Annotated in this window: 10 protein-coding genes; 8 read left to right on the top strand and 2 right to left on the bottom strand. The window is 46.4% G+C overall.

The window, feature by feature from the left end:
• The first annotated feature begins 854 nt into the window (after positions 1-854).
• Positions 855-1,061: a helix-turn-helix domain-containing protein gene (locus tag BMZ54_RS00370; protein WP_162277439.1), complete on the top strand. Its 207-nt coding sequence runs from the start codon at positions 855-857 to the stop codon at positions 1,059-1,061.
• Positions 1,062-1,567: 506 nt separating this feature from the next.
• Here the strand turns inward: BMZ54_RS00370 and BMZ54_RS00365 are convergent.
• On the bottom strand, positions 1,568-2,119 hold the full coding sequence (locus BMZ54_RS00365; protein ID WP_089906182.1) for a YqgE/AlgH family protein: 552 nt from the start codon (positions 2,117-2,119) through the stop codon (positions 1,568-1,570).
• Positions 2,120-2,559: 440 nt separating this feature from the next.
• Between BMZ54_RS00365 and BMZ54_RS00360 the strand changes: the two genes are divergently transcribed.
• A complete protein-coding gene (locus BMZ54_RS00360) occupies positions 2,560-3,924 on the top strand; it encodes a sensor histidine kinase (RefSeq protein ID WP_089906181.1) in 1,365 nt (454 codons plus the stop codon).
• 179 nt (positions 3,925-4,103) lie between these two features.
• Positions 4,104-4,916, top strand: coding sequence for a HesA/MoeB/ThiF family protein (locus tag BMZ54_RS00355; RefSeq protein ID WP_089906180.1), 813 nt, complete (start codon positions 4,104-4,106; stop codon positions 4,914-4,916).
• A 200-nt stretch (positions 4,917-5,116) separates the two neighbouring features.
• Here BMZ54_RS00355 and BMZ54_RS00350 read toward each other — a convergent pair whose 3' ends face one another.
• Entirely contained in the window at positions 5,117-6,028 is a 912-nt protein-coding gene (locus tag BMZ54_RS00350; protein WP_238386441.1) for a S66 peptidase family protein, read from the bottom strand.
• A 170-nt stretch (positions 6,029-6,198) separates the two neighbouring features.
• Here BMZ54_RS00350 and metG point away from each other — a divergent pair, with 170 nt between their 5' ends.
• The 5 genes from metG to BMZ54_RS00325 all read left to right on the top strand — a co-directional run bounded on the left by metG (position 6,199) and on the right by BMZ54_RS00325 (position 12,474).
• A complete protein-coding gene (gene metG, locus BMZ54_RS00345) occupies positions 6,199-8,280 on the top strand; it encodes a methionine--tRNA ligase (protein ID WP_089906179.1) in 2,082 nt (693 codons plus the stop codon).
• Between the two features lie 105 nt (positions 8,281-8,385).
• Complete coding sequence (locus BMZ54_RS00340) at positions 8,386-8,628, top strand: hypothetical protein (protein ID WP_089906178.1); 243 nt, start codon at positions 8,386-8,388, stop codon at positions 8,626-8,628.
• Positions 8,618-8,917, top strand: coding sequence for a type II toxin-antitoxin system RelE/ParE family toxin (locus BMZ54_RS00335; protein ID WP_238386440.1), 300 nt, complete (start codon positions 8,618-8,620; stop codon positions 8,915-8,917). The genes BMZ54_RS00340 and BMZ54_RS00335 overlap by 11 nt, the downstream gene beginning before the upstream one ends.
• Positions 8,918-9,092: 175 nt before the next feature.
• Complete coding sequence (locus tag BMZ54_RS00330; RefSeq protein WP_089906177.1) at positions 9,093-11,492, top strand: 3-hydroxyacyl-CoA dehydrogenase/enoyl-CoA hydratase family protein; 2,400 nt, start codon at positions 9,093-9,095, stop codon at positions 11,490-11,492.
• Positions 11,493-11,586: 94 nt separating this feature from the next.
• The gene (locus BMZ54_RS00325; protein WP_089906176.1) at positions 11,587-12,474 is read left to right on the top strand and encodes an ABC transporter ATP-binding protein; all 888 of its coding nucleotides are present in this window, start codon (positions 11,587-11,589) and stop codon (positions 12,472-12,474) included.

Raw genomic sequence — 12,474 nt, 5'->3', positions numbered from 1 at the left:
AAGATATTTAAATTGTTTTGAATATTCTCACTCCGTTTAGTCATTTTTGTTAGGGAGAACAAAGGGCGGCACGTTAACCATTGGACTTCAAAGCATAGGCACAGAAAAAAAAATCAAAAATTTTATTAACAGATTGATGTGTAAAAATACACCGGCCTCACCCGCCAGGAGCCTTGCCAGCAGATGAAAGCAGCCGGAACTGTAATAATGCAGCAGCCGCAAGTTTACGAAAGTGATTGAAAGCGACCACACTATGAACCTTCCTGATCCCTATTGTTGCCAGATCACCAAAAAGGCTACTTACGTAAATCTTTTTTAGCAGCGCTCACCGTATTCCTATTCGCTTGAAGATCAGGCCTGTATTGTTTTAGCTGGATTTGACAGGGAAGCGCTGTTGCGTGCTTACGCAAATAAAAAGCGTAAATGCTTCATTTCCATTGCAGCTTAACCGGTTACGTTTATGCTTAAAAACGTATCTTCGCTTAACAATTCATTAACAAGTCATTAAGAATTCAAGCGTACAGAATTATTTAACTTAATAGAAGAGGCTCTCTAAACTATTTTATAGCTATTCCTGTTAAACCATTAGACCATAAAGACACACACTCCATAGTATGCATTAAATGCAATTGTTTGTTTGATAAACTGATGTACCATGTCCTTACACTTAACTTACCCACGTGACCTGGTTTATACCTGGAGAAAACGAGTGATCACCCGCATGGCTAAACGTTGCTGTTTGCCGTATAGGGGTGATAGTTAGTACTCCTATGTTAACATAATCCTGATCATATCCGTCTTTTACATAGCAACCCTCTCATATGGATCAAAATACCATTACACACACCTACATAATGCGTGTTATCCAAAAGCTTCGTTCACTGCGCCGAAAAAAGGAATACTCGCAGGAGTATATGGCTTTTATGCTGAATATTTCTCAAAATGCATATAGCCGTTTGGAGAATGGTAAAACCCCGCTTACCATTCATCGCCTGTTTGAAATTTGTGATCTGCTGAAAGTAAAACCGGCAGAGTTCTTAGGGCCGGATGTATTGGGCTGATCCCTCAGCGGCGCAAACGAGGTTGTTTTCACCTGACCAGCTTTTATCAGCAAACCTACGCGTGCTGTAAGGCTTTTTATGCATGAAAAAGGCCGGGAAAACCCGGCCTTTGCGGTTATGTCATAGGATGGCTACAACGGAAGATTTTCGTGTGCCAATGCAATCTCAAACAGTCACTAATAACTGTAGTACCATAATTGGCATGCTGTTACCAGCACAATATTTTTGATAGTGATAAATAGCCTGGTTGATGAGTGTACCTTATGCTGCCTGTAAGTTACAACGGGAATAGGAAATGGTCTTATCTGGGAGCAACGGGTGATCATACAATGACTTTCACAACGGGATCAGCAAATGTTTATCCTTATAAAGTTGACAATTATTTTTTCATTTTCCTAAACGTATAGTGGTTAAAGTATGCCTGTAAGGTTTAATCTCTGCAGGAAAATAAAATCCCGTTGCGGCCACGCCACAACGGGATAAGCGCCTTTTATAAAGCAATATTTTTAATTCAAAGATGGGTCAATAGGGAAGTTGGCCATTATGGCAAAATTGTTCCCTAAATTCTTCAGCGATTGCTGCCAGATGTTCTGTTCCTTTTCATCAAAAATAAGCGCCGTATCGCTTTCAGATAAGATCCAGGATTTTTCATTGAACTCATTCACCAGCTGCCCGCTGCTCCAGCCGCTATAACCGATAAAGAACTTGATCCTGCTCAGATCCAGCCGGCCTTCATTCAGCAGCGATACTACATTCTCAAAACGGCCGCCCCAGTAAATGCCGGGAATGATCTCAAAACCGCCGTCTATAAGCTCCGGCTGCTGGTGCACAAAATGGATCGTATCCATTTGCACCGGGCCGCCAAAGAACACGGGAATGTTAGGCACCAGCACTTCCGGCACCAGCTCATCCAGCGTTTGATCAAACAGCTTATTGATCACAAAACCAAAACTGCCCTTATCCTGGTGTTCACAAAGTAATACCACGGTGCGCGCAAAGTTCGGATCTTTCAGAAAGGGATCAGCTATGAGTAATATTCCGGGAGCAAGGGACACCATACGCAACAATTTTGATCACTAAAATAAATTTAACCAATTTTGATTGGAAATGAAATAGCTATAATAAAAAAAGGAGGCTAGAAAGCCTCCTTACCATTTTATCAACCAAAATCTAAATCGCTTATGGAACGAAATCCACGTCGATGTATGTAGAAAGTTTAATTATTCAATTTTGTCTCTGGTATCTACTTTACAAATTTGATACCAGTTTATACAGCAAAGGTAAGTAAAGAAGCAATAAAAAATGCAGCGGTACGCAGTTAAAATTACGTTAAAGTGATAGTCTTTTGTTAAAATTAAGCTGCTGAACGGGTTACGTGCTCTAATTTTGTATTATTGTTGCTATAGCAATGATTGTTTTTGACAGAATTTAAGACACTTAATGTTATCTTAGAAAGTTACAAATCAGATACTTGCTTATTTAAGTTTTTACAAAATACATGCTACCGTTAAAGAAAACATTTCCGATCATCGTTGTGCTTATCACCTTGTCTCTGCTGGGCATTATTGTAATACAGGTTAGCTGGATACGCAATGCGGCCATTCTGCGCAAAGAGCAGATGGAGCAGCGTTTCCTCAATGTACTGATGAATGTGCGCGATGAAATGGTGCGCCGCCAGGCCCCGCCCATCCGGTTTAAAATGGGAGGCACTGCCCTGAGCAAAGGGGCGGATAACAGCTTTACCCTGGAAAAATATGAGCTGAGTAATATAACCGTAGACGTAAGCGACCGCTTTACCACCGACGAAGTGGAGCAATTGATAGACAGTATATTACATAAGCAAAAGCTGGATACGGATATTGACTTCGGCATTGTGGGCAGGAGCAGCTTAAGCAACGACAAGATTGTTGTAAAACTGCAGTCGGCGCATTTTTCTGATCATATGAACCTGGCCAATAAGGATACGCTGGACTATTCCATACAAAGCGTTCCCCTGGTCAGCAGCCTCGATCTGTTGACGGACCGCACCGAACTGTTGTATATAATATTCCCCAACAATAACCTCTCTATCCTGCGCTGGCTGGGATGGGTGATAGTTGGTTGCGTACTGTTTACACTGATCATTGTCACGGCCTTTGCCCTTACCATCCGAACCTTGCTGAACCAGAAAAAGCTATCGGAAATAAAATCAGACTTCATCAATAACATGACGCATGAGCTGAAAACCCCGCTGGCTACCATTTCCCTGGCAATAGACGCCATTGGCAACCATAAGGTGATGGATAATAAGGAAAAGATCCAGTACTTCTCCGGCATCATTAAAGAGGAAAATAAGCGCATGAATAAACAGGTGGAAAGCATCCTGCAATCTGCCCTGCTGGAAAAGAACGAAATAGGCCTGAACCTGCAGGTGCTGGATGTACATGAGGTGATACAGCATACCGTGGATAACCTGCAGCTGCAAATGGCTTCCAAGAACGGGCGGGTGGAGCTGCGGCTGGATGCCATCAACCCTATCATTAAAGCAGATGATGTGCATTTTTCCAACGTGATCTTTAACCTGCTGGATAACGCCATCAAATACTCCAAGCAACACCTGGAAGTAATGATCAGCACCTATAACACCCGCAAAAGCATTGTGATCACCATTTCCGATAACGGCATTGGCATGAGCCGGGATACGATTTCGCGTATCTTTGAAAAATTTTACCGCGCCCATACCGGTAACGTGCATAACGTAAAAGGTTTTGGCCTGGGCCTCAGCTACGTAAAAGCCATTGTGGATGCTCATAAAGGCAAAATAAAAGTAGATAGCGCTTTGGGTAAGGGCAGTAAATTCACTTTGGAATTCCCACAGGAATAAGCTGTAAAATGCTGAATGCGTAACGCCGGACGCTTAACGCTGCCTGTGTTTTATTCTAAGAAGGGCCTTTAGCATTCAGCGTTCCGCATTCATTCGTAATTATTCATATCACAATTACTTTCAGCGGCATTCATGAATGCTCGCATTTCGTAATTGACAATTCGTAATTGACCTATAGCATGGCATTAACAGAGAAAGAAATACAACACTTCCGGCATCCTATAGCCGTACCTGGTATGGGACTGGCTATGCAGGAAAAGCTCAAAACATCCAGGGTATTAGTAATAGGGGCCGGTGGCCTGGGATGCCCGGTGATACAATATCTCAGCGCAAGTGGCATTGGCGTAATAGGCATTGCAGATTATGGTGTGATCACAGATGAGGATATGCACCGCCAGCCCATTTACCAGATGCAGGACCTGCGTAAGCATAAAGCTAAAATGGCATCCAGCCGTTTATGGGCTACTAACCCCTTCACCAAACATTATCCTTTGCTGGTGCAGATAAAACCGGAAAATGTGGTGCAGCTGATCACTGAAATGGACCTGGTAATTGACTGCTCCCAGCACCTGCCTACTCACCTGGTGGTGAATGATGCCTGTGTGCTGCATGAAAAACCGTTTGTAATAGGGGAGGTGCATAACTGGGTGTCCTGGTGGGCTGGATATAACATTCCGCAGCCGGATGGCGCACCCTCTGCCTCTTACCGCTGCAGTGCCGCGCTTACGGAAACCTACCGCAATTTTGACGCAGGGGCCATGGGCGTTACCCACGGCGCTACCGGTTTGCTGATGGTGAATGAGATACTAAAATACCTGGTAGCTGTACCGGATGGCCTGGTGAATAAGCTATATAGCATGGATTACCTGCACAACCAGTTCAGGAGCCATCACCTTACACCGGATAGAGATCTGATCGCCCAAACAAAAGCTGCGGGTATTTTAACAGCTGAAGATTACGGGCTGGAGATTGTGCCCGATGTGGAGGATTAGTGGTTTTTCCCATGTCTTTCTCATGAGTTTCTCATGTCTTTCCCTACTGGATCCCATGTTTTTCCCTAGTGAATCCCTAGTGAAGTCCATGTCAGGGGTATAATTAACAATGAAAAATTAATAATTAATAATCATGAGGGCAGGCTTTACATTGAAATGCCTGCGACCACTATTGTTAATCATTAATTATCCATTATTAATTATTTAGCTGTATAAAGTATACTTCCTTTAGCGCCTACCTTAAGCTGGTGCTTTGTGCCCAGCCGCAGGGCATAATTCTCCACCTGGTGGCCGGAGGGGAAGCCGTAGCACACTGGGTATTTGTAATCTTTTACGATATTCTGGATGATCTCAAATTCGTTCTGCCCAAAGGGGGTAGTGGTTTCCTTACCATCTACAAAAGCGCCTACTACCAGGCCTGCCAGCTTATCCAGCCAGCCGGCGCGTTTCAGGTTGTACATCATGCGGTCCACATTGTAGCGGTACTCGCTGATATCTTCCAGCAGCAGGATCTTGCCTTTGGTGTCAATTTGTGATCTGGTGCCTGACAGGTTGGCAAGCAATGACAAATTACCACCTACCAGCACGCCACTTGCTTCCCCGGGCCGGTTCAACTCATGCGGGGCTGCTGCATATTTATAGGCTTTGCCGCGCAACGCCTGGTGCAGGCTGTCCACATACACGTTTTCTGCAGTGGCTTCCGTAATGCCGCTGCACATCAGGGAATGCAGGGTGGCGATGCCATACCGGTGTTGTACGTGGGTGTGCAGGGTAGTAATATCGCTGTAACCGCATAGCCACTTGGGATGTTTGCGGAAGCGGGTAAAATCCAGCTTATCCAGCAGGCAGATCATTCCATAGCCACCACGGCCAAATATAATTGCTTTTATTTCCGGGTCGTCCAGCATACCCTGTAGCTCTTCCAGCCGTAGCTCGTCCGGGGCGGAAAAATTATGGAAGCTGGTGCCTACGGTAATGCCCAGGTGCACCTGGTAGCCCCAGGAATTAATCACATTGGCCGCATATTCTGCCGCAGCCAGCTCCATTTTACTGCTGCTGCAGGTAATGCCTATAAGATCGCCTTTCTTCAGATAAGGGGGAATTTTCATCATTCTAATGCGCTTTATTTACCTTTGCGGACTGGTTTGCCGGTTTACGCTTCCCTCATAAAAGCAGGAGGTATGTTTTGGAAAACAGTTCCACCAAAAACTTCAGTCCAAAATAAATCAATAAACCAGAAAACAAACAAACCTTCAAACATTTAAGTATTGTTTAAACGGATATGGCAAAATTTAATAGATATTTAATAACAGCTGCGTTACCCTATGCTAACGGACCGGTACACATTGGTCACCTGGCCGGTTGTTATTTACCTGCGGATATTTATGTCCGTTACCTGCGTGCAAAAAAAGCCGATGTAAAGTTCATTGGCGGCACAGATGAACATGGCGTGCCCATTACCATCAAAGCCATGCAGGAGAACGTAACCCCTCAGGATATTGTAGATAAGTATTATAAGATCATCAACGAAAGTTTTGCGGAGATGGGAATATCCTTTGATATTTTCTCCCGTACCTCGCGCCAGGTGCATCATGAAACTGCAGCCGCCTTTTTCCTGAAAATGTATAACGACGGCCGCTTTGAAGAAAAAGAAAGTGAGCAGTATTTTGATGAGGTTAAACAAATGTTCCTGGCCGACCGCTATATTGTGGGCACCTGCCCCGTTTGCGGCAATGACCGGGCCTATGGTGATCAGTGTGAACGCTGCGGTACTTCCCTGAGCCCGGAAGAGCTCATCAACCCTCGCTCTGCCCTGAGCGATGCCGTGCCCGTGAAAAAGAAGACCAAACACTGGTACATGCCCCTGCAGGACTATGAGCCCTGGTTAAGGGAATGGCTGCTGGAAGGCCATAAAGAGTGGAAGAATAACGTATACGGCCAATGTAAAAGCTGGCTGGATAACGGTTTGCAAAGCCGCGCCATGACGCGTGACAGCAACTGGGGCATTAAAGTGCCGCTGCCTGATGCAGAAGGCAAGGTACTATACGTATGGTTTGATGCGCCTATTGGGTACATTTCCGCCACCAAAGAGCTGACGCCTAACTGGGCCGATTACTGGTGTAAGGACGATACCAAGCTGGTACACTTCATAGGGAAGGATAACATCGTGTTCCACTGTATTATTTTCCCGGCCATGTTAAAGGCCCACGGCGGTTTTGTAGTGCCGGAAAATGTACCTGCCAACGAGTTCCTGAATATTGAGGGCGAAAAAGTATCCACCTCCCGCAACTGGGCCGTGTGGGTACATGAGTACGTGAAGGATTTCCCGGATCAGCAGGATGTGCTGCGCTATGTATTATGCAGCACTGCACCGGAAACAAAGGATAATGATTTCACCTGGAAAGATTTCCAGGACCGCAATAACAACGAGCTGGTAGCTATTTTCGGCAACTTCATTAACCGCACCATGGTGCTGATGCACAAATTGTGCAATGGTAAGGTGCCTGCTTTCCATGCCGATGTAAAAGATGCAAAGGATGATGCGTTAATGAACGCATTGCAGGAAGCCAAACAGAAAATAGAAGATGCGCTGGAGAATTTCCGCTTCCGGGATGCCCTGCAGGAAATGATGAACACAGCCCGTGAAGGCAACCGTTACTTACAGGAAAAACAACCCTGGATCCTGGCTAAAACGCCGGAACTGCAGGCGGAAAATCAAAAGCTGATAGACAACTGTTTGCACCTGTGCCTGCAGCTCACCGCCAACCTGGCTATTTTCAGTAATCCCTTTTTGCCGTTCACGGCTAAAAAGATCTGCCACATGCTGAAAGTGGTGGACCGTATGCTGGAATGGGAAAATGCAGGCAGCCTGAAGCTGGTGAGTGTGGGTTATAGTTTGCGTCCGCCGGAGCTGTTGTTCAAAAAGGTGGAAGATGAGCAGGTGAAAGCACAGGTAGATAAGCTGCATGCAGGTTTGAAGAAGTCGGCTGCTGTTACTACGCCTGCCACACCGCCGCCTGCACCTGCAGCGCCGCCCAAAGCAGAGATCCAGTTCGATGATTTCGCCAAGCTGGATCTGCGTGTAGGAACTATTATACAGGCAGAAAAAGTAGAGAAGGCCGATAAGCTGTTAAAGCTGTTAGTGGATCTTGGTACGGAAAAACGTACAGTCGTTTCCGGTATTGCCATGCACTTTAAACCGGAGGATATTGTAGGCAAGCAGGTAACGCTGGTAGCCAACCTGGCCCCCCGTAAAATGAGAGGTATTGAAAGCCAGGGCATGATCCTGATGGCAGAGGATAACGGGAAGCTGGTGTTTGTGAACCCGGCAGAAATGGTGAGCCCGGGGAGTGGTGTAAGCTGATATAATTTTAAGAGGATAATGCATGCACAAAGTCAGCAGGATTGAGTATTCTGGCGGGCTTTGTGCATTGCTTTTTTTAGTGTAGATTCGTAGAAATTGTTATTTATGGGAGCGCCTTCATTGGATAGTGAATTTATGAAATACTGGTTGCGGCTGACAAGTATTGAAAAAGAATCGCTTTTAAGTGTAGCTAAGCATTACGTAGCACTGAAAGATGAGGTAGGCCGTGTGGGTATAGAACAATACAACCAGGAAATAGCAGCAGCTATGGATGGTATAGACGCCGGTGAGTTTTATACACATGAACAGGTAACAGCCATGTCCAAAAACTGGATGGGTGGCAAATAGGAATATTGTCTGGGGTAAGGTTGCCTTTCAACAGTTTAATGCAGCTATTGAGTACATTAGTGAAGATTCTGTACAAAATGCAGAAAAGGTAAGAGCAGAGATATTGGAGAGAATAGGTAGGTTATCCGGTCACCCGGAAATATATCCCCCGGATAAGTACAAGCTGAATAATGACGGAAACTACCGTGCCTTTGAATGTCAGCGACTTCGGATCGCCTATTATACAGGCCCACATGAAATAAGAATATTACGCATACGCCATACCTACCGCGAACCGCTAACATACTGATAGCATCCCCACTAAAAGATACACTAGAAAAACCCTTCCCTTTGTACTCCGTACTACAAAAAGTCCTAAATTCAAGGATCAAAATAAAGAAACAACGTTTTTATCGATAAAGGCTATCGGCACTATGACACGAGCCGCAGGCGACTGCATCAGGCCTTTAAAAATATATTAACTGATGAAAAGACACATTAATAAAATTGCCGTCCTTGGTTCCGGTGTAATGGGTTCCCGTATTGCCTGCCACTTTGCCGGCATTGGGGTGCAGGTGTTATTACTGGACATTGCCCCGAAAGAACCCAACGCAGCCGAACAGGCTAAAAAGTTAACCCTGGACAGCCCCGTTGTGAAAAACCGTATTGTAAATGAAGCCCTGCAATCCGTACTCAAATCAAACCCTTCACCGGTATTTACAAAAGATGTGGTAAAACGCATTCAAACCGGCAACTTTACAGATGATATGCCCCGCATAGCCGATTGCGATTGGGTAATAGAAGTAGTAGTAGAAAACCTGGACATTAAACGTTCCGTATTTGAACAGGTTGAAAAATACCGCAAGCCCGGCACCTTCATCACCTCCAACACATCCGGTATTCCTATTCATTTAATGACAGAAGGCCGGAGTGATGATTTCAAAAAATATTTCTGCGGTACACACTTCTTCAATCCCCCGCGGTACCTGCGTTTGCTGGAGATCATTCCCACCCCGCATACCGATCCGGAAGTGATAGATTTCCTCATGCATTACGGGGACCTGTATTTAGGTAAAACCACCGTACTGTGTAAAGATACACCGGCATTCATAGCTAACAGGATAGGCGTGTTCTCTATCATGGCCATCTTCCACATTATGCAGGAGATGGGGCTAAGCATTGATGAAATAGATGTGCTCACCGGCCCGGTAATAGGCCGCCCTAAATCCGCCACCTTCCGTACCGCTGATGTAGTAGGTATTGATACGTTGGTAAAAGTAGCGAAAGGTGTGGCTGATAACTGTCCGCAGGATGAAGCGCGTAAGATCTTTGAGATCCCGCCTTTCCTGCAAAAAGTTGTGGAGAACAATTGGCTGGGCGATAAAACCGGTCAGGGTTTTTATAAAAAAACGAAAGGGGAAGGCGGTAAGGAGATCCTTACGCTGAACCTGCAAACCATGGAATACGGCCCTAAACAGCGGCCTAAGTTTGGCAGCATAGAAGCCGCCAAACCCATAGAGGACCTGAAGCAGCGCATTCGTATGCTGAACGCTGCTACAGATAAAGCCGGCCAGTTCTACCAGTTATTCCATGCACAGCTGTTTTCGTATATCTCTCACCGTATTCCCGAGATAGCAGATGATATTTACAAGGTGGATGATGCCATGAAAGCCGGTTTTGGCTGGGAAATAGGCGCCTTTGAAACCTGGGACCTGCTGGGTGTGGAAGCCACGGTAAAGGCTATGGAGGAAAAAGGTTTTGCACCGGCCGCCTGGGTGAAAGATATGCTGGCTAAAGGCATCAAATCTTTTTACAAAGTAGAGAACGGCAAAAAATATTATTACGAGGTAGTCACTCAGGCCTACAAGCTGGTGCCGGGGGCCGATACCTTTATCATACTCGAAAACCTGAGTAATAACATCGTGTGGAAGAACAGCGCCTGCAATCTGTATGACCTGGGCGATGGGGTAGTAGGGCTGGACTGGAAAACCAAGATGAACACCATTGGCGGTGAGGTGCTGGAAGGCGTGAACAAAGCCATAGACCGTGCAGAAAAAGATTTTCGCGGGCTGGTGATCGGTAATGACGGTACTAATTTTTCCGCTGGCGCTAATGTAGGTATGATCTTTATGCTGGCGGCAGAGCAGGAGTATGATGAGCTGGATATGGCCGTGCGCCTGTTCCAGAAAACCACTATGCGTATCCGTTATTCATCTGTGCCGGTAGTGCTGGCGCCTCATGCGCTTACCCTGGGCGGAGGTTGTGAAATGTGCCTGCATGCAGATAAGGTGCAGGCAGCTGCAGAAACCTACATAGGCCTGGTAGAGTTGGGAGTAGGTTTAATTCCCGGTGGCGGCGGCACCAAAGAAATGGCTGTACGCGCCAGTGATGAGTTTAAAGAAGGCCGTATTGAGGAAGAGCCTTTAAAAGACCGCTTTATGACCGTAGCCATGGCTAAAGTGGCCACTGCCGCGCATGAAGCCTATGACCTTGGCATTCTGCGCCCCGGTAAGGATGAAATTACCATGAACCTGAGCCGCCTGATCGCCGATGCCAAGCGCAGTGTGATCACGCTGGCGGATGAAGGATATACCCGCCCGCAGGAAAGAAAAGACGTGAAAGTGCTGGGCCGTACGGCGCTGGGCGCTTTGCTGGCAGGCATTAATGCTATGCAGGTAGGGAAATATATTTCAGCGCATGATGCTAAAATAGGCGCGAAGCTGGCTTATGTAATGTGCGGGGGCGACCTGAGCGAAACCTCCCTGGTAAGTGAGCAATACCTGCTGGATCTGGAGCGGGAGGCCTTTTTAAGCCTGGCTGCTGAACGTAAAACACTGGAACGCCTGCAAAGTGTTATCAAAACCGGTAAACCGATCAGAAATTAATTAGATCTTAGATTTACGATCTTTAGATTGAGGGTGCGGGAGATATGCTGCTATCAGATCTAAGATCGTAAATCTAAAATCGTAAATCCCCTTCATGCCAATTCTCTCTCTTCAGAACATTTCCAAACGATATGGGGCTATACAGGCACTGTCCGGCATTAGCTTTGAAGTGCCCAAAGGCGCCGTGTTTGGTATCCTGGGACCTAACGGTAGCGGCAAAACGACGTTGCTGGGTATTGTTACCGATGTTTTAAAAGCAGATACCGGTACTTTCACCTTGCTGGATGTGCCGCCCACGGCCCGCCAGCGGCAGCGTATAGGTACCTTGCTGGAAACGCCCAACTTTTACCACTACCTGTCGGCCTATCAGAACCTGCAGGTAGCCGCCTCCATTAAACAACAGTCCGGGCAGGATATACCCCGTGTATTAGACATTGCAGGCTTAACCGCCCGGCAGCACTCCCGTTTCAAAACATACTCCCTGGGTATGAAACAGCGGCTGGCTATTGCGGCCGCCATGCTGGGTGATCCGGAAGTGCTGATACTGGATGAGCCAACCAATGGCCTGGATCCCGCCGGTATTGCAGAAGTTAGGCAGCTGATCCTGCAGCTGGCGCAAACGGGTAAAACCATTATACTGGCCAGCCACCTGCTGGATGAAGTGGAAAAGGTATGCACCCATGTGGCCATCCTGCAAAAAGGAAAGTTGTTGTTATCCGGCCCGGTGAACCAGGTGCTGGTGCGGGAAGATTTTGTGGAGCTGTCCTGTAACGATAATACAAAGCTGATGTCTGTCATTAGCCAGCATCCTGCCTTTGATCATATTATTTCCAGCCAGGAACATTTACAGGTGGTGTTCAAACAACCGGTAGACCCGGCCACGCTGAATGCCTGGTGTGCCGATCAGGGCCTGTGGCTCAACCATCTGTATACACGCAAACAAAGCCTCGAAAAAGCTTTCCTGCAAATCACCAACAACTAA

This window comes from Chitinophaga rupis (assembly GCF_900109685.1).
Classification (GTDB): domain Bacteria; phylum Bacteroidota; class Bacteroidia; order Chitinophagales; family Chitinophagaceae; genus Chitinophaga; species Chitinophaga rupis.
Note: the sequence above shows the minus strand (reverse complement) of the source record. Positions and strands in the feature narration are given on the sequence as shown.